Source organism: Pseudomonas sp. SZ57, assembly GCF_009495975.1.
Lineage (GTDB): Bacteria > Pseudomonadota > Gammaproteobacteria > Pseudomonadales > Pseudomonadaceae > Aquipseudomonas > Aquipseudomonas syringae.
In genome coordinates this window covers 39,650-62,860 of sequence record NZ_WIBD01000030.1, presented here as the reverse complement: position 1 = coordinate 62,860, position 23,211 = coordinate 39,650, and the positions used below count along the sequence as shown (strand labels likewise).

Below are 23,211 nucleotides of genomic sequence, written 5' to 3'. Positions count from 1 at the left end.
AACGCTGTTGCCATGATGGCGTTCATATCGACTAGACCTGACAAAACCTGGGGGAATATCGCATTGGACGTGGGTGAACGACTGCAATCGATTCGCAAGCTCAAAGGCTTGTCCCAGCGTGAACTCGCCAAGCGCGCCGGTGTGACCAACAGCACCATCTCCATGATCGAAAAAAACAGCGTCAGCCCTTCGATCAGTTCGCTGCGCAAGGTGCTCGGCGGCATCCCCATGTCCATGGTCGAATTTTTCTCGGAAGAATCCGTGCCCGAAAACGCGGCTCAAGTGGTGTACAAGGCCAGCGAGCTGATTGATATATCGGACGGTGCCGTGACCATGAAGCTGGTCGGCAAATCGCATCAGGGCCGCGCCATCGCCTTTCTCACCGAGACCTATCCACCGGGTGCCGACACTGGCGAAGAAATGCTCGTTCACGAAGGTGAAGAGACCGGCATCCTCGTCGAGGGTCGGCTGGAACTGGTGGTCGGGCTGGATACCTACGTGCTCGAAGCAGGTGACAGCTATTATTTCGAAAGCACCCGGCCGCATCGCTTTCGTAACCCGTTCGATGTCCCGGCACGATTGATCAGTGCGGCCACCCCGGCCAATTTCTGACCTGCCCCCTTGCGATGAGAGATGCGTGAAACTGACCCGGAAGATTCTGAGCAGCGCAGGCGTTCTGGCGTTGTGGGCGTTCAATGCGCAAGCCGCCGATAGCGCCCGAGCCCCTGACGACATCATCGCGGCGCATTGTGTCGCCTGCCACAGCGTCGGTCTGCTCAACGCGCCGAAGATCGGTGACACGGCGGCCTGGGAACAGCGCGCCCAGCAAAAAGGCGGCCTTGATGGACTGTTGGCCAGCACCATCAAAGGCCTCGGCATCATGCCCCCGAAAGGCACCTGCGGCGATTGCACAAACGACGAACTGAAGAGCGCCATCCAGAGCATGTCCGGGTTGAAGTGAGGTGCACCCTCGTTCCCGTGCCTGAACGCCCGGCGCTGTGCATACGTTTTGTGGGAGCGAGCCGGGCGACGCTTCGCTTGCTCGCGAAGATGATGTTTAGATCGATGCATTTTTGGCGATAGTACACGCCCTTTTCGCGAACAAGTTCGCTCCTACGCCCTTTGGGCAGAAGCCAGGAAGCCTTTTGTTCCGGGTGTTCCAGGGATTGTGTATAACGATGATGCTCTGCCTGACGAGCATGCAGCACTTTGACGTTGTCGCCGGTCCAACCTGCACCCAATAACAATTCAGGAGAGCTGGGATGCCGTATTCCTGTTCCATCGAGCATGCCGTCGATCACGTTCTTGCGCAGCTACCCGAGCATATCCACCTCGGCATGCCGCTGGGGCTGGGCAAGCCCAACCGCTTCGTCAACGCGTTGTACCAGCGCATCAGCGAGTTGCCCGAACGACGGATGACGATCTATACCGCGCTGACACTCGGGCGGCCGACGCCGGGGGAGGGTTTGCAGGCGCGGTTTCTCGAACCGTTTCTCCAGCGCGTCTTCGCTGACTATCCGGAGCTCGATTTCCTCGCTGCACTGCGCCGCGACAAACTCCCTGCCAATATCCGTGTGCAACAATTCTTCATGCAGCCGGGCAGTTTGCTCAACAGCCACTCAGCCCAGCAAGACTACGTCAGCAGCAATTACAGCCATGCCGCCCGCGACATCAATGCCAATGGCCTGAATCTGGTCGCGCAACTGGTGGCCCGTGACGAACAGCGCCCAGGCACGTTGAGCCTGAGCTGCAACCCGGACGTGACCCTCGACCTGTTGCCCATGATCGCCAAGCGCCGGGCCGCCGGGGAGACCATTCTGATGCTCGGCCAGGTGCACGCCGACCTGCCTTACATGCCGGGCGACTCGGAACTGGACGTCGACGCCTTCGATGTGCTGATCGACGAAGACGAGCGCAGTACGCTGTTTTCCACCCCCAATATGCCGGTGGGCTATCAGGACCACCTGATCGGCCTGCACGCCAGCACGCTGGTGCGTGACGGCGGCACGTTACAGATCGGCATCGGCTCGATGGGCGATGCACTGACCGGCGCGCTGCTGGCTCGCCAGGCCGATAACGAAACCTGGCGTGGCCTGCTGGCCGAGTTGAACATGAGTAACTGGCAGACCCTGATAGATCGGGAAGGCGGCGTTCAGCCGTTTGCCAGCGGCCTTTACGGTTGCAGCGAAATGTTCGTCAACGGCCTGCTGGTACTCGCCGATGCCGGCATCGTGCGGCGCAAGGTGTATGCCGATGCAGAGCTGCAACGGCTGGCCAACATGGGCACGCTGGATGAGGATGCCCATCCTGGTGGCGTGGTCGTGCATGGCGGCTTTTTCCTCGGTCCGCAGAGTTTTTACGCGCGGCTGCGCGAGCTGCCCGCCGAGCGGCTGGCGCAGTTCAACATGACCGCCATCAGCTACATCAACGAGCTTTACGGCCAGGAAGAACTCAAGCGCCTGCAACGCCGCGATGCGCGCTTCATCAACAGTGCGTTTACCGTCACCCTGATGGGCGCGGCAGTGGCTGATCAGCTGGAAGATGGCCGGGTGCTCAGTGGCGTGGGCGGTCAGTACAACTTCGTGGCGCAGGCCCATGCACTGGAAGGCGCCCGTTCGATTCTGATGCTGCGCAGCTGGCGTGAGTCGGGTGGCGAGGTCAGCTCCAACATCGTCTGGCAGTACGGCCACACCACCATTCCCCGACACTTGCGCGACATTGTCGTGACCGAATACGGCATCGCCGATCTGCGCGGGCAGACCGACGCGACGGTGATCGAGCGAATTCTGAATATCACTGACTCGCGGTTTCAATCGGGCCTGATCGAGCAGGCGCAAAAGGCTGGCAAGCTGCCCAAGGACTTCCGTCTCGATCCGCGCTTCACCGACAACACGCCCGAGCGCCTCAAGGACACTGCATCACGCTACCCGTCACTGTTTACCGAGTACCCGTTGGGTTGCGACTTTACCGCCAAGGAGCGCGACCTGCTGAGAGCCCTGAACTGGCTGAAGAGCAAGCTCAAGCTCACTGAAATCCTCGAGCTGGGCAAGGCGACCCTCGACGCGCCGGACCCCGAAGCCTTCCTTACGCACTTGCAGCGCATGCAGCTCGACGCGCCGCAGGGCTTGCGCGAAGAGTTGTATCAGCGGCTGTTGCTGGCCGGGTTGCAGAACAGCACCGGGCTTGCCGGCTAAGAGGCGGGCATTGATCGTTGCCGCTGGCGACGATCGGTGTCCGGCGCTTGGCGCCTAGGTCGTCGCCTTGCGGGTCGCACGCCCGACCGGGCCGACGCGCTCTTCGATGGCGTGCTGCAGCGGTTTGCGCTGGCCCATCAGGAACGCCAGCTCCGCGACCACAAACAGCGGGCCGATGATCAGCCCGGTCAGGTCATCGATGAAGGCCGGTTTGCGCCCCTCGTAGTAATGGCCGACGAACTGGATGATCCAGCCAATTACAAAGAGCCCGACGCCCGCACTCAGCCAGACCATGGTTGCCTGCTGCGCAAGGTTGGCCCCGGCCCATAGACACAGCGCCAGTAACACCGCCATGACGACGCCCAGAGCGCGGTCGAGTCGCAGGTAAAAGATCGTCGAGCCCAAGGCCAGCAGCGCCGCCGGTGAGAGCCACAATCCGCTCATATTCCAGCCCGGTCGCGAGAGAAGCACCGCCACGGCCAGCACGATCAGCGGGATACCCACGAAGTGCGTCACGATATTGCGTGAATCACGGTGATAAGCCGCGTATTGGCTGAGATGATCGACAAGGGTTTTCATTATTATTCCTGCCTGAGACGATGGCCGGCTTGAGCCTGATTTCTTGTACAACATGCATGGCTGAAAGAGAAGGGAGCAAAAATGACAAATGGAGTGGCGTGGCGGTCACGATTGCTATCCGATTACTGGTTTTCCCATCTGCCTGCCGATCTGCAGGATAGCCTGCTGGAGGCTGCCCGCCAGCGCCGCAAGACGCCCGGCAGACGGCTGTTCGACAAGGGCGATCTGCCGTGCGGTGTTTATGTGCTGCTGGAGGGCAGCGTGCGAATCGGCGCCGCCCACGAGCAGCGGCTGCTAACGCACGTGGAATCGGCGAGCGCGCCGTGCTGGTTTGGCGAAGTCTCGCTGTTTGACGGGCTGCCGCGCCGTTTCGAAGTCTGCTCGCTGGAACAGAGCATCTTCCTGCACATTCCCCAGCCATTCCTGGCCCGGCTGCTCGACAGGCACCCCGAGTACTGGCGCTGGTTTGCCGCACTGCTCAGCCAGAAGGTCGGCTTGCCACTGCAGAGCCCTGAGAAAATGCGTCGCCTGCCGCCGCGGGCGCGAGTTGCCTGGCGCCTGTTGATGCTCAGCGAGGGGTATGGCCCGTTGAGCCAGGCACGCCGCCTGATTGCGCTGGATGACATTCAGGCGGCGGAGCGTCTCGCGCTTGCCTCGCCGGCCTTGCTGGAAGTGCTCCAGGACCTGCATGAGCGCAGGATCGTGCGCCTGGGAGAGGGACACCTGGAAGTGTTCGATGTGGACAAGCTGCGCAGGGTGGCGAACTTTTCCAGAGCCAGGGCTGTGTGCTGATCACCGGTCATGATCGAGCCTGGACACATCCGGTAACGGCTCCGCTGTCGCTTCGATTGAGATAGCAAATGGGATTCACTACCATTTCGCCTCCTTTGCGAACGCGAGATACCCTGATGCAGGCAAGCAAGCGTCTTCTGGCTGCTCTGACACTGACCTTACTGGGCAGCACCGCTCAGGCTGCCGATGAAGTGGTGGTGTATTCGTCCCGGATCGACGAGCTGATCAAGCCGGTATTCGATGCGTACACGGCCAGTACCGGGGTGAAGATCAAATTCATCACCGACAAGGAAGCGCCGCTGATGCAGCGCATCAAGGCCGAGGGCGAGAATGCCACCGCCGACCTGTTGCTGACGGTCGATGCGGGCAACCTCTGGCAGGCCGAGCAGATGGGTATCCTGCAGCCGTTCACCTCGCCGGTGATCGAAGCCAACATTCCTCCGCAGTATCGCTCGTCGACCCACGGCTGGACCGGTCTGAGCCTTCGCGCGCGCACCATCGCCTACTCCACCGACCGGGTGAAGCCTGCCGAGCTGAGCACCTACGAGGCGCTGGCCGACAAGAACTGGGAAGGCCGTCTGTGCCTGCGTACCGCGAAGAAGGTCTACAACCAGTCGCTGACCGCTACGCTGATCGAAACCCACGGCGCCGAAGCGTCGGAGAAAATCCTCAAGGGCTGGGTCAACAACCTGTCCACCGACGTGTTCTCCGATGACATTGCGGTGCTCGAGGCGATCAATGCCGGGCAGTGCGACGTGGGCATCGTCAATTCCTATTACTACGGTCGCCTGCACAAGGAAAAACCCGACCTGGCGGTGAAGCTGTTCTGGCCGAACCAGGCGGATCGCGGTGTGCACGTCAACCTGTCGGGTATCGGTCTGACCAAATACGCCCCGCACCCTGAAGCGGCCAAGGCGCTGGTCGAGTGGATGACCGGCCCTGAGGCGCAGAAGATTTTTTCCAGCGTCAATCAGGAGTTCCCGGCCAACCCGAATGTGGCGCCTTCAGAAGAAGTGGCGAGCTGGGGGCCGTTCAAGGCCGACACCCTCCCGGTTGAAGTGGCAGGCAAGCGTCAGGCAGAAGCGATACGCATGATGGATCGCGCGGGCTGGAATTGATTTAATATCCAGCGCCTTATCGCTTCACGCTTCAGTGCTCAGCGTTAGCTCAGGTACTGAATAGCCTGGGACACGGGGCTTTCAGGCTTCTGCCCGCAGGGCGTAGGAGCGGACTTGTCCGCGAAGCCGTCAGTTCAGATAGTGCATTTTCTGAGAATGTACCGGCCTTTTCGCGGACAAGTCCGCTCCTACGGCTTTCAGCCAGAATCAGAAGCAGGCCTGTGCACCCCTCTTGACCCCCCTCATTTCGAGAACCTCCTTGGCCCATCCTGTGCAACGCCGCTGGTACCCCCTGGTCTTTGCCATCGCTGCGCTGGTCGTGCTGCCGCTGAGCGTTCTGCTGCTGTCGTGGGAGACGGTTGACCGGCAGATATGGTCGCACCTGCTCGAAACCCAGATGGCGCGTCTGCTGGGCAATACGCTGATCCTGGTGCTGGGTGTCGGCGTGGGCGTGACGCTGCTGGGGGTGAGCCTGGCGTGGCTCACCAGCCTGTGTGAATTCCCCGGTCGCCGCTGGCTGGACTGGGCGCTGATGCTGCCTTTCGCGATCCCCGCCTATGTGCTGGCGTTCGTGTTTGTCGGGCTGTTGGATTTTTCCGGCCCGGTGCAGACCCTGATGCGCGAATGGTTCGGCTCCGGTCTGCGCTTGCCCCGGGTGCGCTCCACTGGTGGGGTGATCATCGTCCTGGTGCTGGTTTTCTACCCCTACGTCTACCTGTTGGCGCGCACGGCGTTTCTGGCGCAGGGCAAGGGCCTGATGGAAGCTGCGCGAGTGCTGGGCAACACGCCCCTGCAGGCGTTCTGGCGCGTGGCGCTGCCAATGGCGCGTCCGGCCATCGGCGCGGGGGTGGCGCTGGCGCTGATGGAGACCCTGGCCGATTTTGGTGCCGTGTCGGTGTTCAACTTCGACACGTTCACCACTGCCATCTACAAGACCTGGTACGGCTTCTTCAGCCTTTCCAGCGCCGCGCAACTGGCCAGCCTGCTGCTGTTGGCCGTGCTGGTGCTGCTGTACGGCGAACGCCGCGCCCGGGGTGCAAGCCGACCGGCCAACGAGCGTCCGCGTGGCGCTGCGCTTTACCGGTTACGCGGCATCAAGGCATGGGCCGCGAGCTTCTGGTGTGGGCTGGTGTTTCTCTGTGCCTTCGTGGTGCCAATGCTGCAATTGATCGTCTGGGTCTGGCAGCGCGGCCGCTTCGATCTGGATGAGCGCTACACCGGGCTGATTCTGCACACGCTCTATCTGGGCGGCATGGCGGCGTTGATCACTGTCAGTGTGGCGCTGATTCTGGCGTTTGCCCGACGTATGGCGCCCACGCCCGCGATCCGCTCCGGCGTCAGCCTCGCCAACCTGGGATACGCATTGCCAGGCTCGGTACTGGCGGTTTCAATCATGCTGGCGTTCAGTTACCTGGACCGCGAACTGGTCATTCCGCTGTCCGGCTGGCTGGGCGGCGCAGGCAAGCCTTTGCTGCTGGGCAGCCTCTCGGCCCTGCTGCTGGCGTATCTGGTGCGCTTCATCGCCGTCGCCTTCGGTCCGCTGGAGCACAGCCTGTCGCGTATCCGCCCGTCATTGCCTGAAGCGGCGCGCAGTCTGGGGGTCAGTGGGCCAAAGTTGTTTCTCAACGTGTATCTGCCGTTGCTGGTGCCAGGGGCGCTGAGCGCGGCGCTGCTGGTGTTCGTCGATGTGCTCAAGGAAATGCCGGCAACCCTGCTCATGCGCCCGTTTGGCTGGGATACGCTGGCGGTACGCATCTTCGAAATGACCAGCGAGGGCGAGTGGGCACGGGCTGCGTTGCCAGCTTTGTCGCTGGTGCTTGTAGGATTATTACCCGTCATTGGGCTGATTCGTCGCTCTGCCCGTCAGATTGGCTAGGTGCGGGGGCCTCACCTTGCGGCTACAATGCGCCGCAATTGGTGCGGTCTGTCAGATAATTCGGTCAGCTGTTACGTGCTGCAAACCCCGGTTTATTGGGGGGCTTGCCGATTTCTTCTGCCCGCACCTTCGCCACGCCCGGAAGGAGAAACCCATGGGACAGCGTACCCCCCTGTTCGACCTGCACCTCGCCCTTGGCGCGAAAATGGTCGATTTTGGTGGCTGGGACATGCCGTTGCATTACGGATCGCAGGTCGAGGAACACCATCAGGTGCGTCGCGACTGTGGGGTCTTCGATGTCTCTCACATGAACGTGATCGACGTGCGCGGCCGCCAGGCCAATGCCTGGCTGCGTTACTTGCTGGCCAATGATGTAGACAAGCTCAAAACCCCCGGTCGTGCCTTGTACAGCGCCATGCTGGACGAGCGCGGCGGGGTGATCGATGACATGATCGTCTACCTCACGCCCGAAGGTTATCGGCTGGTCGTCAACGCGGCGACCGGCGTCAAGGATCTTGCCTGGATGCAGGCGCAACTGGGCGATTTCGACGTGCAACTGGTCGAGCGCAGTGAAATGGCGATGCTCGCCATTCAAGGCCCCAAGGCCAGAACCCGTATTGCCGAGCTGGTTTCAAGCGCCCGCGCCGAACTGATTCACCAGCTCAAGCCGTTCGAAGGGCTTGATGATGGCGACTGGTTCATCGCGCGCACCGGCTATACCGGTGAGGACGGCCTGGAGATCATGCTGCCTGCCGAAGAGGCCCAGAGCTTTTTCAATGAATTGGTTGGCGCGGGTATTTCCCCGATCGGTCTGGGCGCTCGCGACACGCTGCGCCTCGAGGCCGGCATGAACCTTTATGGCCAGGACATCGGTGAACATGTTTCGCCCTTGGCCTCGAATATGGCCTGGAGCATCGCCTGGGAGCCTGCCGAGCGTGATTTTGTCGGTCGCAAGGCGCTGGAGAGCGAACGGACTGAAGGAACCGCCTTCAAACTCGTTGGATTGGTGCTCGAAGAACGCGGCGTTTTAAGGGCGCATCAGGTGGTACGTGTCGCAGAAATTGGCGAAGGAGAGATCACCAGTGGTAGTTTCTCTCCTACGTTGAGCAAATCCATTGCACTGGCTCGCGTTCCGATGGCGACCGCTGACCGGGCCGAGGTGGAAATCCGCGGCAAATGGTACCCGGTGCGGGTGGTGCAGCCTGCGTTCGTGCGCCATGGCAAAACCTTGATCTAACCTAATGGCGGGTTTTCCGCTGACCCGATGTTGAGGATGACTAAATGAGCAATATTCCCGCCGAGCTGCGTTTCGCCGAAAGTCATGAATGGGCACGTCTGGAGTCAGACGGCACCGTGACCGTCGGCATCTCGGACCATGCACAGGAAGCACTGGGCGATGTGGTCTTCGTCGAACTGCCGGAAGTCGGCAAGGTGTTCGCTGCCGGTGACACCGCCGGTGTTGTCGAGTCGGTCAAGGCCGCTTCGGATATCTACTCGCCGGTTGCGGGCGAGGTCATCGAGATCAATGAAGAACTGAGCGGTTCGCCCGAGTTGCTCAACAGCAAGCCATACAGCGCCTGGATCTTCAAGCTCAAGCCAAGCGACGCTGAAGGCGATCTGGCCAAGCTGCTGGATGCAGCCGGGTACACGAGCGCTATCGGCGAATAACCGATTACCGCTCACAAAAATGCCGCTCATGGAGCGGCATTTTTTATGCGCGAAGCTAATCGGCAAGACTTACTGGTTTTCAGCGACCAGGTTTTTATCCAGGATCGCGTTGGCCAGTTCCATGTCGGTGGCTTTCAGGCCTGGATTGTCTTTGCGTACCTGCTCGATGGCCGCTTCCAGGAACGGACCGCGGATGCCACCGTCGCTGGCGACGAAGCTGCCTGCGTCGTCCTGGGCGGCAACGATCAGTTTGTGATCCTTGAAGGTCAGGTAAGTCGAGCCGGTGGTTGCACCGGAAGACAGCACATTACGCCAGAAGGTGTCAGCCATCGCTGAACCCATTGGGATGGAAAGCAAGGCTACGGTGGCGACAGCGAACTTGAGACGCATGATGAATTACTCCAGCTGTGGTTGTTCTGAGGGGTTGGATAGCCAAAGCCACGAACTAGTTCAATCAAGGTGTACCGCATAGTTCACTTTAGCTGGCTCGCCATGCCGTGCGGCCTTCTGGAACAACGCTTTCAACCCTGATCAGCGTTGTTCGCTTTGCGGTGTTACCCGCAGCACTTCCTCAAGTGTAGTCAGGCCCGCCGAGACTTTCTGCGCGCCGGACAGACGTAGGCTGCGCGTCCCTTCCTTGAAGGCCTGACGACGCATGGCGGTCAGGTCCAGGTCCGCCGAGATCAATGCCTTGATGTTGTCGGACATGACCATGATCTCGTAGACACCCGCCCGACCCCGGTAGCCGGTATCGCGACACTCCACGCAGCCGACCGCCTGATGCGCGCCGGGTGGCACCGGTGCCTGCCAGGGGCGCGTCAGGGTTTGCCAGTCGGTCTCGTTGAGGTTGATGGGCGCCTTGCAGTGTGGGCAAAGGGTGCGCACCAGACGCTGGGCCATGACGCCGAGGATGGTCGCCTTGAGCAGGTAGTGCGGCACACCCAGTTCGAGCATCCGGCTGATGGCGCTGGGCGCATCGTTGGTGTGCAGCGTCGACAGCACCAGGTGACCGGTGAGTGCCGCCTGAATCGCCATTTCGGCCGTCTCCAGGTCGCGAATCTCGCCGATCATGATGATGTCCGGGTCCTGTCGCATCAGTGCGCGCACGCCGGCGGCAAAGCTCAGGTCGATGTTGTGTTGAACCTGCATCTGGTTGAAGGCCGGTTCGACCATCTCGATGGGATCTTCGATGGTGCACAGGTTGACCTCGGAGGTCGCCAGCTTCTTGAGGGTGGTGTACAGCGTGGTGGTCTTGCCCGAACCGGTCGGGCCGGTGACCAGAATGATGCCGTTGGGCTGGCGGGTCATTTCCTGCCAGCGTCGCAGGTCGTCACTGGAAAAGCCCAGTTGGTCGAAGTCCTTGAGCAATACCTCGGGGTCGAAGATCCGCATGACCATTTTTTCGCCGAACGCGGTCGGCAGGGTCGACAGGCGCAACTCCACTTCGCGATTCTCCGGCGTGGTGGTCTTGACCCGCCCGTCCTGTGGTTTGCGTTTTTCGGCGACGTTCATCCGGCCCAGGCTTTTCAGGCGGCTGACAATCGCCATGATCACCTGCGCCGGAAACTGGTAAACGTTGTGCAGCACCCCGTCGATGCGAAAGCGCACGGTGCCCTGTTCGCGGCGCGGCTCGATGTGAATATCACTGGCGCGTTGCTGGAAGGCGTACTGGAACAGCCAGTCGACGATATTGACGATGTGCGCGTCGTTGGCGTCAGGCTCCTGATCGCTGGCACCGAGCTTGAGCAACTGTTCGAAGTTGCCCATGTTGCTCATTTTTTGCTCGGAGGCGCTGGCACCGCTGACCGATTTGGCCAGCCTGAAAAACTCCATCGCCATGCGCTGGATGTCTGCCGGGTTGGCGACCACACGTTTGATCTGCAGCTTGAGCACGTGCGCCAGGTCGGCTTCCCATGAGCGCACATAAGGCTGCGCGCTGGCGATGGTCACCGATTCGCGATCGACCGCCACGGCCAGAATCTTGTGGCGCTGGGCAAAGGCGTAGGACATCAGTGGCGTGACCGCCGCGACGTTGATCTTCAGCGGGTCGATACGCATGTAAGGCTGGCCACAGGTTTTGGCCAGCCAGGCGGTCAGGGTTTCCACGTCCAGCTTCTTGCCCGGTCGCTTGAGGTCGTCAAACTGCAGCGAAGCGAGAAACTCGAGGGGGTGCAGCTGGATGTTCACCGCACTGCGACGTTGGGTGAGTGCCGTTTCCGCGTCGTCCTGGCCGAGATAGCCTTCGGCAACCAGATCACGCAACACATCATTCAGATCGAGCCAGCGATCCTGTGAAGAGGGGGCCAGGGCTGCCATGTGCGCTCCTTGAGGCAATTCGTCATTGGACGATGAACAAGAGTAGACGCCAAGCGTGACAGCGTTGTTCGTTCTATGCGACCGGGAATTGCCGGAGCAGGCGAATTGATTCAGCCCGTCGCCAGGGCGACACGGGATTGCGCAGTGTTCCGGGCGTTGACCTGCTCGACTTCCACTGAGCAGACGTCGATCAGGTTGCGCATTTTTTCGCCAATCACCTGGGCTCGATGCCAGCTCAATCTGGAAACCTGAAGGTCGATGAGCAGCAGGCTCTCTTGTTGCACAGCACTCAATTGGTCGGGAATCAGGTACTGCATGGCAAACAGGTTCAACACCTGACAGAGCAAGGCAGGCTCGGCTTCGGCGCAGACACGGTAGCGTGCGCAGCACTGCGCATTGCTGGACGACCAGCTATCTGGACGTTGCGAAGGGAGGGTGAGGGCTTCGAGATTGGGCATGCTGATACTCCACAAGGATGCTGGAAATCTTTGCATGCGTGAAAAGAAATTTCTGGTCCATCATTGGGTGGATTAGTCTTTATAAGACTTGTTAATGCGCTGCAGGCTATTTTGGAAAATTAATTATGCAAATCGAGCTGGACAGTTACGATCGCAGGATTCTGGCGCTGCTGCAGGAAGATGCTTCGCTTTCCAGTGCGCAGATTGCCGAGCAGGTCGGTCTGTCGCAATCACCCTGCTGGCGCCGCATTCAGCGGCTCAAGGATGAAGGGGTGATTCGCCGTCAGGTGGCGTTGCTGGACCGCAAGAAAATCGGTCTGAACACACAGATATTCGCCGAGGTAAAACTCAATGCCCACGGGCGCTCCAACTTCACCGAGTTCACCGACGCGATTCGTGGCTTTCCGGAGGTGCTGGAGTGCTATGTGCTGATGGGCTCGGTGGATTTTCTGCTGCGCATCGTGACCCCGGATATCGAGGCGTACGAGCGGTTCTTCTTCGAAAAACTGTCGCTGGTACCCGGCATTCAGGAGGTGAACTCGACAGTGGCCCTCTCCGAGATCAAATCCACCACCAGCCTGCCGCTGATGCGCTGACGGGGCTGGTGCCCGGAGTTGCGCCCGCCTCGGTTGTGCCTCGTGCACCGAGGTGACTGGTTTTGCTGCCGGTTCCGGGCAGTTCGCGGACAAGTCCGCTCCTACAAAAAACGGGAGATCATGTACAAGCGTAGCGTCGCCCGGTCTGCTCCCACGCCCTTCGGGCAGAATCAAAAGCGGACTTGCGTATGACGCTGAATGATCTGGCCTGCAGCAGTGCTTCTGCCCGGAGGGCGTAGGAGCGGACTTGTCCGCTCCAAAAAACGGGAGATCATGTACAAGCGCAGCGTCGCCCGGTCTGCTCCCACGCCCTTCGGGCAGAATCAAAAGCGGACTTGCGTATGACGCTGAATGATCTGGCCTGCAGCAGTGCTTCTGCCCGGAGGGCGTAGGAGCGGACTTGTCCGCGATGGCTGCGAAGCGGCCCTAAAACGTTTCAGGCAGTCGCGGACAAACGAAGCGTCGCTTGGTCCACTTCTACGGCCTTCTGATCCAGCCTTACAAGCGCAGCAGGGTTTTCCAGGCGCGGCTCTGGAAGACGGTGATTGCCTGTTGCACGCGGGCATCGAGGACTTCGTCGCTGATGTCCAGATGTGCCAGTTCTTCCAGTTTGCGCAGTTCGCCATACAGGCGATCCAGTTCCGGCAGGTCCAGCGCGCCGCGTGCCCAGTGCAGCCAGGACTGGATGCGCTCGATGCGGGGCAGTTGCTCGGCCAGGTCTTCCGGCTGCTGCTGATAACGGCTCAACTGCAAGGACGTGGCTTCTTCGCCCAGCAGGCGTGGCAGCCAACTGCTCAACAGCGCGGCGCCCTGACGATTGCCGCGGGTGTTGCGTTCGGCGGTCCAGCTGCGGGCCAGCAACCAGCGTGAGGTATTCAGCGAGAACTCGCCCCAGCGCGTGTCCTGCAATTCTTCGAGGAATTGCTCGTGGGCGGCACCGCGTACATCGGCATCGTCCTGCCCGGCCTGAACCAGCGGTCGCCAGTCTTCCAGCAAAGCGTCCAGCGCAGTACGCAGGTGTGCGGTCGAGGTGCGTGGCGCGGCCTGGCCGAGGCTGCTGGTCAGAGCACGCAGTTCGGCGAGCATCTCGACCCAGTCCTGCAGCAGACGCCAGTGGCCGTTGAAACGGTATTGCTCGGCCAGACGCTGGCTGCTGCCCAGCAGGTGCCAGGCCAGCGCGGAATAAGCGTCGTCCAGTGGCGTTTCGGCAGTCAGGGCGGGCGCCTGCAGGCTCAGCGAGTAGCTGCTGGCATCGAGCAGACGGTAGCCGCGCTCGGCCTTGCTGATATCACACGGCATCAGCGGCAACGTTGCAGCCAGCTCGGCGGCCAGTTCCAGCAGCGCGGCAGGTTCGCCTTCACGCAGCTCGAGTTCCAGCTCGCAGATTTCTTCCTTCTGCTTGCCGGCCACCACCTGACCCAGATCCAGTGCGGCTTCGATCACCACTTTGGCCTTGCCACGGCCCCAGGCGATCTCGGCTTTCTCACGCACGAAATCGGTGGTGAACAGCGGCTTGATGGTTTTCTTGTCCAGATCGGCCAGTTGCTCGGGCCAGCAATCGCCTTCGAGCTTCTTCAGGTCCAGCTTGGCCTTGCTCAGGTCCCAGTTGTACTCATTGCGTTCGGACAGACCGGCCACGCTTTGCCCGCGAGTCTTCATGGTCTGGATGATCTGATCGCCGTCGCGGCGGATACGCAGGGCGACTTTGGCCTGCGCCAGCTCACCTTCGGGGGTATCGAAATACTGGTTCGACAGTTCAAGGCGCTCCCAGCCACTCTTGTTGCGCTTCTTGAGCAACGGGTGTTCACGCAGTGCAGCGAGGGTCTCGCGGCTGACGCGGAGTTTGATTTCAGTTTCTTTTTGCATGGCCGGGGGAATCCAAACGCTGATACGGATAAACGGGAGCGCAGCCCATGATTGAACGGCTGCTGAGGCCGTCAGTGTACAGGACATGGCCCGAAACGGTTTATTCCTGGGTTGCTATGGCCCTATGATGGGCCGTGTTCCGTCTCGATTACAGGAAGCGTCCATGCCGTTGCCGTCCATGAAAGACCAGTTCGCCGCGCTGATCGCCGTACCCTCGGTGAGCTGCACTCAGCCTTCCCTGGACCAGAGCAACCGTCCCGTCATCGATCTGCTGGCCGGATGGCTGGGCGATCTGGGGTTTGCCTGCGACATCCAGCAAGTGTCGCCCGGCAAGTTCAATCTGCTGGCGACCTACGGAACAGGCCCGGGCGGTCTGGTACTGGCGGGGCACAGCGATACCGTGCCGTTCGATGAGGCACTGTGGAAGACCGACCCCTTGAAGCTGACCGAGGTGGATGGCCGCTGGGTCGGGCTGGGCAGTTGCGACATGAAGGGCTTCTTTGCGCTGGTCATCGAAGCGGTGCGTGGCCTTGTTGATCAGCCGTTCAAGCAGCCGCTGCTGATCCTCGCCACTTGCGACGAGGAAAGCTCGATGGCCGGTGCCCGCGCGCTGGCCGAGGCCGGACGCCCGCTGGGTCGTGCGGCAGTGATCGGCGAGCCGACCGGGCTCAAGCCGATCCGCCTGCACAAGGGCGTGATGATGGAGCGCATCGATATTCTCGGGCGCAGCGGCCATTCCTCCGACCCGAGCCTTGGGCACAGCGCACTCGAAGCCATGCACGACGCCATCAGCGAACTCAAGGGCCTGCGCACGCAGTGGCAGGCGAAGTACCGCAACCCGCAATTCACGGTGCCGCAGCCGACGTTGAACCTGGGCTGTATTCATGGCGGCGACAACCCGAACCGGATTTGTGGCCAGTGCTCGCTGGAATTCGACCTGCGTCCGCTGCCGGGCATGGACCCGGAGATGCTGCGCTCGGCCATTCGGCAGAAGCTGCAGCCGCTGGCCGAGCTGCATCAGGTACAGATCGATTACGCGCCATTGTTCCCCGAATGCGCGCCGTTCGAGCAGGTCGCTGACGCTGAACTCGTGCGTGTCGCTGAACGTCTGACCGGTCATACGGCCGCAGCAGTAGCATTCGGCACCGAAGCGCCTTATCTTCAGCGCCTCGGCTGCGAGACACTGGTGCTCGGCCCGGGCGACATCGCCTGTGCGCATCAGCCGGGGGAATACCTCGAAATGTCACGTCTTGACCCTACAGTGCGTCTGTTACGTCAATTGATCGAACATTACTGCCTGACGCCCCAGTGAGTCAGGCATAACCCGTGTTTATTAATGAAAGCATCTTGAGTAAAAGGAGACTGCGCGTGCTGCCAAGCCTGTTCCGACGATAACCACCACACCGTTGTGCGTGCTTCTTTTCTTCGTCCATTTTTTCTACAGGCTCTTGTTGTCATGCCCGAATACGTCAACTGGCTTCGCCACGCGTCTCCGTACATCAATGCTCACCGCGATTGCACCTTCGTCGTCATGCTGCCCGGCGACGGCGTTGCGCACCCCAATTTCGGCAATATCGTCCACGATCTGGTGCTGCTGCACAGCCTGGGCGTGCGCCTGGTGCTGGTTCACGGTTCCCGTCCGCAGATTGAAAGCCGTCTGGCCCAGCGCGGGATTACGCCGCGTTACCACCGTGACCTGCGGATCACCGATACCGAAACGCTGGAGTGCGTGATCGATGCAGTGGGTCAGCTGCGCATTTCGATCGAGGCGCGTCTGTCGATGGACATGGCTGCATCGCCCATGCAGGGCTCGCGGTTGCGAGTGACCAGCGGCAACGTCGTCACCGCACGGCCTATCGGGGTGCTGGAGGGTGTCGATTATCAGCACACCGGCGAAGTGCGCCGGGTCGACCGCAAAGGTATCAATCGCCTGCTGGACGAGCGCCATATCGTGCTGCTGTCGCCACTGGGTTATTCACCGACGGGCGAGATTTTCAACCTGGCCTGCGAAGACGTCGCCACCCGCGCGGCCATCGATCTGGCCGCAGACAAACTGCTGCTGTTCGGCGCCGAAACCGGCCTGCTGGACGAGCAGGGCCGGTTGGTGCGCGAACTGCGTCCGCAACAGGTGCCCGCGCACCTGCAACGCCTGGGTTCCAACTATCAGGCAGAACTGCTGGATGCTGCGGCCGAGGCCTGCCGTGGCGGCGTGGCGCGTAGCCATATCGTCAGTTATGCCGAGAACGGCGCGCTGCTGACCGAGCTGTTTACCCGTGACGGTGGCGGCACGCTGGTCGCGCAGGAACAGTTCGAACTGGTGCGCGAAGCGGCTATCGAGGATGTCGGCGGTTTGATGGACCTGATCACGCCGCTGGAAGAGCAGGGCATTCTGGTGCGTCGTTCCCGCGAAGTGCTGGAACGCGAGATCACCCAGTTCAGCGTGGTCGAGCGCGAAGGGCTGATCATCGCCTGTGCCGCGCTGTATCCGATTGCCGATTCGGAGTCGGGCGAGCTGGCGTGTCTGGCCGTCAATCCGGAATACCGGCACGGTGGCCGTGGCGACGAGTTGCTGGAGCGTATTGAAAACCGCGCCCGGGCTTTGGGTATCAAGACCCTGTTCGTCCTCACCACCCGCACCGCACACTGGTTCCGCGAACGCGGTTTCGAACCCAGCAGCGTCGACCGCCTGCCAAGCGCCCGCGCCTCGCTGTACAACTACCAGCGTAATTCGAAGATCTTCGAAAAGGCGATATAAGCCTGAGTGCGGACTATATTTTGTGGGAGTGAGCTTGCTCACGAAGAGGCTGGAACAAGCCCCCAGAAAGGGGCGTTTGAACCGTCCCTTTCGTGAGCAAGCTCACCCACGCCCTTCGGGCAGAAGCGCAGAGCATTGGGCACGATAGTTGAGATGATCGTTCCTCACGCTCCAGCGTGGGAATGCAGTTCTCGACGCTCTGCGTCGTCAAGAGGACGCGGAGCGTCCAGAAAGGCATGCGACGCAGAGCGCCGCACGATAGTCGCGCCTGCACCGGCACCTTCGTGAGCAAGCCCCCCACAGTAGTTGCACGATCAGTTGCTGATCGACAGAATGCTCGCCTGATACGAACCCACGAACGTGTCGAAATCCACCACTTCCTCGGTTGCTTCCAGCTCGGCCTGATCTTCGATCGAGGTTTTGGCCTGGGCTTCGAAGTCTGCCTGTTCCTGGGCGCTCAGCGGGTGAGTGCGGAAGTATTCGGCGTGGACCTGGCTCTGGCGCAGGGAGAACGCGGTAAAGCCCTCGTTATGCGCTTCCATGCTGGCCAGCACCTGGGCAGACGGCGTGAGCGCGGTATCGTCGATCTTGGCCTGTTGCACGGTAATCGATTTGAGGTGCTCATCGGTGCCCTGAGCCTGATCGAGCAGGTGGGCAATCGGCGTGATCTTCTCCACCAGCTCGGTTGCCCAGGTCTTGAGATCGACAGGGCGGTTGTCACGCATCAGGCTCAGGCCCGGGCGACGCCCTTCCTTGACCACTGACAGGAAGTTCGAGCTTGCGTTGGAGCATTCGTGGCTGGCCAGTTGCTGGCTTTCCTCGAGGGCGCAATACAGCACGAAGGCATCGATGAAGCGCGACTGCTCCAGGCTGATGCCGGTCGGCAGGAACGGGTTGATGTCCAGGCAGCGCACTTCGACGTACTGCACACCACGGGCCACCAGCGCCTGAATAGGGCGTTCGCCGCTATAGGTCACACGCTTGGGACGAATGTTGGAGTAGTACTCGTTCTCGATCTGCAGCACGTTGGTGTTGAGCTGTACCCACTCACCATTCTGGTCATGGGTGCCGACCTCGACGTAAGGCTTGTAAGGCGTGGCCACGGCCTTGCGCAGGCTGTCGGTGTAGCTGACCAGGTCGTTGTAGCAAGGGGTCAGGTCGGCCTGGGCGTCACTCTGATAACCCAGGTCGCTCATGCGCAGACTGGTGGCGTACGGCAGATACAGGGTATCGGCGTCGAAGTGCTGCTCCAGCTGATGCTTGCGGCCACGCAGGAAGCCTGCGTCGAGTGCCGGTGAAGCGCCGAACAGGTACATCAGCAGCCAGCTGTAGCGGCGGAAGTTACGAATCAGCGCGATGTAGGAATGCGACTGGTAGTCGCGCGCATCGCCTGCAAAGTCCTCGGTCTGCTTGAGCAGCGCCCAGGCGTCTTCCGGCAACGAGAAGTTGTAGTGAATGCCGGCAATGCACTGCATGGTCTTGCCATAACGCAGCGCCAGGCCCTTGCGGTACACGTACTTGAGCTTGCCGATGTTCGACGTGCCGTAATAGGCAATCGGTATGTGCTCTTCATCGGGCAACGGGCACGGCATCGACGGGCTCCACAGCAGCTCGTCGCCCAGCTTGCTGTAAACGAAGCGGTGGATCCGGTCCAGGTTGTCGATGGTCTCGGCCGGGTTCTTCAACGCAGGGGTGATGAACTCCAGCAGCGATTCGGAATAATCGGTCGTCACCTGACCATTGGTCAGGGCGGCACCCAGAGCTTGCGGGTGGGGCGTCCGGGCCAGTTCTGCCGTTGCGGTAACGCGCAGGCACTCACGCTCGATACCGTGCAGGCACTGCTCCAGAAGAGAGAGGTTGTTACGCTCGCCGAGCAATGCAAGACGACGGTTTAAAAGTTCGCTCAAGGTGTAATCCTTCACGCATCGGTCGCCCCGATATGGGGGTGGACTTGACGGTCTACAGGGGTGAAGAAAGGAACTGGCGTAGTCGCCTGGTTGGTCGGTAGCGCCTGTTCACAATCACTGCTCTTTGTCGTACTACCCAAATGGACTCGGCACCACGCTAATGGTGCCGAAATTAACCCAAATGATGTCGGTACGGCTAGGTTCAGTTCGCAGGGATGCTGTTCATCAGCCCTCGATCAAGTCTAGATCACCGCAAATGTGCCCTGGGCTTTGGCGACGAGCTTGTCGCCCTGAACGACTTCGGCCTCGACCACCAGCGTGCGGCGACCCGCGTGCAGCACCTTGGCGATGCACAGGACTTCACCCTCGGAGACGCCACGCACGTAGTTGATCTTGCACTCGATGGTCACGCTGCGCTGGTCGAAACCGTGAACGCTGGAACAGGCCAGGCCCATGGCGATATCGACCAGGCTGAAGATTGCACCGCCGTGCATCACGTTGCCGCGATTGCGCAGGTGCGCCTCCAGCGGCAACGCAACCTCGGCAACGCCCTCGTCCAGACGCCGCAGCTCGCAGCCGAGCATCTTGAAGTAGGCGCTGTGGGTCAGATCTTCAGGAATATCCATCAGCGCTTCTTCAATTGCTTGGCATTGGCGAACAGCGACGCCATCGCATTGTTGGCGGGTGCTGGCGCAGTGGTTTCCTTGCGCGGGGCGTTGTTCTGGCGAGGCGAAGAACCCGGACGAGCACCGCGCGCGCCATCGATTTTCTCGCCGGGCGTGTCGCTCATGCGCATCGACAGACCGACGCGTTTGCGCGGGATATCGACTTCCATGACCTTCACTTTCACCACATCACCGGCCTTGACCGCTTCGCGCGGGTCCTTGATGAACTTCTCGGACAACGCCGAGATGTGCACCAGACCGTCCTGATGCACGCCGATATCGACGAATGCACCGAAGTTGGTGACGTTGGTGACCACGCCTTCGAGGATCATCCCCAGTTGCAGGTCCTTGAGGTCTTCGACCCCATCCTGGAACTCTGCGGTCTTGAACTCTGGACGCGGATCGCGGCCCGGCTTTTCGAGTTCCTGAAGGATGTCGGTCACGGTCGGCAGACCAAAGGTCTCGTCGGTGAATTTCTTCGGGTCCAGACGCTTGAGAAAGCTGGCGTCGCCGATCAGCGAGCGTATATCGCGGTCGGTTTCAGCCGCAATGCGCTGCACCAGCGGGTAGGCTTCCGGGTGAACGGCGGAGGCGTCGAGCGGGTTGTCACCGGTCATGACGCGCAAGAAGCCGGCGGCCTGTTCAAAGGTCTTTTCGCCCAGGCGGCTGACTTTCTTCAGCGCCGCGCGGGTCTTGAACGCGCCGTTTTCATCACGATGCGCAACGATGTTCTGCGCCAGCGTGGTGTTGAGGCCGGAAATGCGTGCCAGCAGCGCCACTGAGGCCGTGTTCACGTCCACGCCCACGGCGTTCACGCAGTCTTCCACCACTGCATCCAGGCCGCGAGCCAGCTTGAGCTGCGAAACGTCGTGCTGGTACTGGCCGACCCCGATGGATTTCGGGTCGATTTTCACCAGTTCGGCGAGCGGGTCCTGCAAGCGACGGGCAATGGACACCGCGCCACGGATCGACACGTCGAGGTCCGGGAATTCCTTGGCGGCCAGTTCCGATGCCGAGTAGACCGAAGCGCCTGCTTCGGAGACCATGACCTTGGTCATCTTCAGGCCTGGGTATTTTTTGATCAGGTCGGCAGCCAGCTTGTCGGTTTCGCGGCTGGCGGTGCCGTTGCCGATGGCAATCAGATCGACCGAATGTTTGGCGCACAGTGCGGCCAGTACAGCGATGGTCTGGTCCCACTGGTTTTTCGGTACGTGCGGATAGACGGTGGCGTAGTCGAGCAGCTTGCCGGTGGCGTCGACCACGGCGACCTTGCAGCCGGTGCGCAGGCCAGGATCGAGGCCCAGCGTGGCGCGCTGACCGGCCGGCGCGGCGAGCAACAGGTCGTGCAGGTTGTGGGCGAAGACATTGATCGCTTCGGTTTCCGCGCCGTCACGCAGCTCACCCAGCAGATCGGTTTCAAGGTGGCTGTACAGCTTGACCTTCCAGGTCCAACGCACCACTTCGGCCAGCCATTTGTCTGCCGGGCGGTTCTGGTTCTGGATACCGAAGCGCTCACCGATCATCAGCTCGCACGGGTGCATGGCGCCCGGCAATTCTTCACCGACTTTCAGTGCGGAACTCAGGAAGCCTTCGTTACGACCGCGGAAAATCGCCAGCGCACGGTGCGACGGCATGCTCTTGAGCGGTTCGTCGTGTTCGAAGTAGTCGCGGAACTTGGCGCCTTCCTCTTCCTTGCCCGGCACCACGCGTGCGCTGATCACCGCTTCCTGCTTGAGGAAGCTGCGCAGCTTGTCCAGCAGCGAGGCATCTTCGGCAAAGCGCTCCATCAGAATGTACTTGGCGCCTTCCAGCGCAGCCTTTACATCGGCCACGCCTTTATCCGCGTCGACGAAGCGGGCTGCTTCTGCTTCCGGGGCCAGGCTCGGGTCGTTGAACAGGCCGTCGGCCAGCTCGCCCAAGCCGGCTTCAAGGGCGATCTGGCCCTTGGTGCGGCGTTTCTGCTTATAAGGCAGGTACAAGTCTTCGAGGCGGGTCTTGGTGTCGGCCAACTTGATATCGCGGGCCAGCTCCGGGGTCAGCTTGCCTTGCTCTTCGATGCTGGCAAGAATGCTGACGCGCCGCTCGTCCAGTTCACGCAGATAACGCAGGCGCTCTTCCAGATGGCGCAGTTGCGTGTCATCAAGACTGCCGGTCACTTCCTTGCGGTAGCGGGAAATGAAGGGCACGGTCGAGCCTTCATCCAGTAGTGCTACGGCCGCTGCGACCTGTTGTGGGCGTACGCCGAGTTCTTCGGCGATGCGGCTGTTGATGCTGTCCATAAAACCACCTGGAGTTGTGAGCAAAAAACTGGGCTATGTACGAATTGCCTTGCCTGGGTATCGTGCGCCAGCATTTATTTTCAGTGCTGGCGAACCGCCATGAGTCCGGCGTTGCCTGACTTCGAGGGCGGCGCATTATACCCAGCGAAGCCGGATTAGGGGATCGGCCGATAAATGGGGTGTTTTTTCGGCGAAAACGCAGGCACAAGTGTCGCCTCCAGTAAAATCTGCTAACAATGCACAAGGTGCGCATCACCGCAGCTACGCCATAATGCGCCCCGAGATCAGAGGAGCATCCGATGAGCAGCACCGCACAAAATGCCGAAGGCGAAAAAATCCTTATTGTCGATGACGATCCGGGGCTGAGCAGTCTCCTGGAACGTTTTTTCACCAGCAAGGGCTATCGTGCCCGCGCCGTGGCAAATGTGGAACAAATGGACCGGTTGCTGGCCCGTGAGGTTTTCAACCTTGTGGTGCTGGACCTCATGCTGCCCGGTGAAGACGGCCTTTCAGCCTGTCGTCGTCTGCGTGCCGCGAACAATCAGGTGCCGATTATCATGCTGACCGCCAAGGGCGATGAGCTGAGCCGCATCAAGGGGCTCGAACTGGGTGCTGACGATTATCTGGCCAAGCCGTTCAACCCGGACGAGCTGATGGCGCGGGTCAAGGCGGTGTTGCGTCGTCAGGCGGCACCGGTGCCCGGCGCACCCGGCAGCGAGGACGAGTCGGTCAGTTTCGGTGACTACGTGCTGTCTCTGGCAACCCGCGAGCTCAAGCGCGGTGAAGAAGTGCACATGCTCACCACCGGTGAATTCGCGGTACTGAAAGCGCTGGTCATGCACGCTCGCGAGCCGCTGACCCGCGACAAACTGATGAACCTGGCGCGTGGCCGGGAATGGGATGCGCTGGAGCGATCCATTGATGTGCAGATTTCCCGCCTGCGTCGCCTGATCGAGCCTGACCCGTCCAAGCCCCGTTATATCCAGACGGTCTGGGGCGTAGGTTATGTATTTGTTCCGGACGGTGCCGGAAGTCGCTGATAACCCGGTTGTCGGCCTGGAAATCCGTCATTGCTGCCAGTCACGTCGATAATCTTAAAAGGGTTATCGGCGTACTGGTTTTTTGCGTTCGTCCATCGGGTC

At 60.9% G+C, this 23,211-nt stretch carries 20 protein-coding genes; 12 read left to right on the top strand and 8 right to left on the bottom strand.

All coding sequences use genetic code 11. The features are described from left to right. The first annotated feature begins 63 nt into the window (after positions 1-63). From GE543_RS23965 to GE543_RS23950, 3 genes are all read left to right on the top strand, one after another. Positions 64-612: a cupin domain-containing protein gene (locus GE543_RS23965; RefSeq protein ID WP_003314015.1), complete on the top strand. Its 549-nt coding sequence runs from the start codon at positions 64-66 to the stop codon at positions 610-612. 25 nt (positions 613-637) lie between these two features. Then, a complete protein-coding gene (locus GE543_RS23960; protein WP_371927248.1) occupies positions 638-961 on the top strand; it encodes a cytochrome c5 family protein in 324 nt (107 codons plus the stop codon). Positions 962-1,262: 301 nt separating this feature from the next. After that, the gene (locus tag GE543_RS23950; RefSeq protein ID WP_153222524.1) at positions 1,263-3,194 is read left to right on the top strand and encodes an acetyl-CoA hydrolase/transferase C-terminal domain-containing protein; all 1,932 of its coding nucleotides are present in this window, start codon (positions 1,263-1,265) and stop codon (positions 3,192-3,194) included. A 54-nt stretch (positions 3,195-3,248) separates the two neighbouring features. On the opposite strand, the gene GE543_RS23945 is transcribed toward GE543_RS23950, so the two are convergent. Next, positions 3,249-3,773, bottom strand: coding sequence for a DUF962 domain-containing protein (locus tag GE543_RS23945; protein ID WP_016566909.1), 525 nt, complete (start codon positions 3,771-3,773; stop codon positions 3,249-3,251). 81 nt (positions 3,774-3,854) lie between these two features. Here GE543_RS23945 and GE543_RS23940 point away from each other — a divergent pair, with 81 nt between their 5' ends. From GE543_RS23940 to gcvH, 5 genes are all read left to right on the top strand, one after another. Continuing rightward, positions 3,855-4,565 carry a Crp/Fnr family transcriptional regulator gene (locus GE543_RS23940; protein WP_153222523.1) on the top strand — a complete coding sequence of 237 codons (711 nt, stop codon included), beginning with the start codon at positions 3,855-3,857 and terminating at the stop codon, positions 4,563-4,565. A gap of 116 nt (positions 4,566-4,681) precedes the next feature. Further along, positions 4,682-5,683, top strand: a complete 1,002-nt coding sequence (locus tag GE543_RS23935; protein WP_003414043.1) for an extracellular solute-binding protein — start codon at positions 4,682-4,684, stop codon at positions 5,681-5,683. 259 nt (positions 5,684-5,942) lie between these two features. After that, positions 5,943-7,559, top strand: a complete 1,617-nt coding sequence (locus GE543_RS23930) for an iron ABC transporter permease (protein ID WP_153222522.1) — start codon at positions 5,943-5,945, stop codon at positions 7,557-7,559. A gap of 154 nt (positions 7,560-7,713) precedes the next feature. Next, positions 7,714-8,796, top strand: coding sequence for a glycine cleavage system aminomethyltransferase GcvT (gcvT, locus tag GE543_RS23925; protein WP_153222521.1), 1,083 nt, complete (start codon positions 7,714-7,716; stop codon positions 8,794-8,796). A gap of 44 nt (positions 8,797-8,840) precedes the next feature. Then, a complete protein-coding gene (gcvH, locus tag GE543_RS23920) occupies positions 8,841-9,227 on the top strand; it encodes a glycine cleavage system protein GcvH (RefSeq protein WP_046236120.1) in 387 nt (128 codons plus the stop codon). A gap of 69 nt (positions 9,228-9,296) precedes the next feature. On the opposite strand, the gene GE543_RS23915 is transcribed toward gcvH, so the two are convergent. The 3 genes from GE543_RS23915 to GE543_RS23905 form a co-directional block, all read right to left on the bottom strand. Beyond that, the gene (locus tag GE543_RS23915; RefSeq protein WP_002551535.1) at positions 9,297-9,617 is read right to left on the bottom strand and encodes a DUF2388 domain-containing protein; all 321 of its coding nucleotides are present in this window, start codon (positions 9,615-9,617) and stop codon (positions 9,297-9,299) included. A gap of 141 nt (positions 9,618-9,758) precedes the next feature. After that, positions 9,759-11,543 carry a GspE/PulE family protein gene (locus tag GE543_RS23910; RefSeq protein ID WP_003347463.1) on the bottom strand — a complete coding sequence of 595 codons (1,785 nt, stop codon included), beginning with the start codon at positions 11,541-11,543 and terminating at the stop codon, positions 9,759-9,761. Between the two features lie 110 nt (positions 11,544-11,653). After that, positions 11,654-12,001 (bottom strand): hypothetical protein, encoded by a 348-nt coding sequence (locus GE543_RS23905; protein WP_178118664.1) that lies wholly within the window; start codon positions 11,999-12,001, stop codon positions 11,654-11,656. 125 nt (positions 12,002-12,126) lie between these two features. Here GE543_RS23905 and GE543_RS23900 point away from each other — a divergent pair, with 125 nt between their 5' ends. Continuing rightward, positions 12,127-12,597, top strand: a complete 471-nt coding sequence (locus GE543_RS23900) for an Lrp/AsnC family transcriptional regulator (protein WP_004408978.1) — start codon at positions 12,127-12,129, stop codon at positions 12,595-12,597. A gap of 498 nt (positions 12,598-13,095) precedes the next feature. Here the strand turns inward: GE543_RS23900 and GE543_RS23895 are convergent, their stop codons facing one another. Continuing rightward, positions 13,096-14,463 carry an inorganic triphosphatase gene (locus tag GE543_RS23895; RefSeq protein WP_004408989.1) on the bottom strand — a complete coding sequence of 456 codons (1,368 nt, stop codon included), beginning with the start codon at positions 14,461-14,463 and terminating at the stop codon, positions 13,096-13,098. Between the two features lie 163 nt (positions 14,464-14,626). On the opposite strand from GE543_RS23895, the gene argE reads away from it, so the two are divergent. Together argE and argA are read left to right on the top strand one after the other, a co-directional pair. Beyond that, positions 14,627-15,775: an acetylornithine deacetylase gene (gene argE / locus GE543_RS23890; protein ID WP_003414056.1), complete on the top strand. Its 1,149-nt coding sequence runs from the start codon at positions 14,627-14,629 to the stop codon at positions 15,773-15,775. A 144-nt stretch (positions 15,776-15,919) separates the two neighbouring features. Beyond that, on the top strand, positions 15,920-17,218 hold the full coding sequence (gene argA / locus GE543_RS23885) for an amino-acid N-acetyltransferase (protein ID WP_003414058.1): 1,299 nt from the start codon (positions 15,920-15,922) through the stop codon (positions 17,216-17,218). Between the two features lie 314 nt (positions 17,219-17,532). Here the strand turns inward: argA and gshA are convergent, their stop codons facing one another. The 3 genes from gshA to GE543_RS23865 form a co-directional block, all read right to left on the bottom strand. Then, a complete protein-coding gene (gene gshA / locus GE543_RS23875) occupies positions 17,533-19,125 on the bottom strand; it encodes a glutamate--cysteine ligase (protein WP_153222519.1) in 1,593 nt (530 codons plus the stop codon). Between the two features lie 242 nt (positions 19,126-19,367). Then, positions 19,368-19,751, bottom strand: a complete 384-nt coding sequence (locus GE543_RS23870) for a PaaI family thioesterase (protein ID WP_003314033.1) — start codon at positions 19,749-19,751, stop codon at positions 19,368-19,370. Further along, on the bottom strand, positions 19,751-22,069 hold the full coding sequence (locus tag GE543_RS23865) for a Tex family protein (RefSeq protein WP_003425961.1): 2,319 nt from the start codon (positions 22,067-22,069) through the stop codon (positions 19,751-19,753). Before GE543_RS23865 ends, GE543_RS23870 begins: the two co-directional genes overlap by 1 nt. Before the next feature lie 299 nt (positions 22,070-22,368). On the opposite strand from GE543_RS23865, the gene ompR reads away from it, so the two are divergent. Then, a complete protein-coding gene (ompR, locus tag GE543_RS23860) occupies positions 22,369-23,109 on the top strand; it encodes a two-component system response regulator OmpR (RefSeq protein WP_003318889.1) in 741 nt (246 codons plus the stop codon). Positions 23,110-23,211 lie beyond the last annotated feature (102 nt).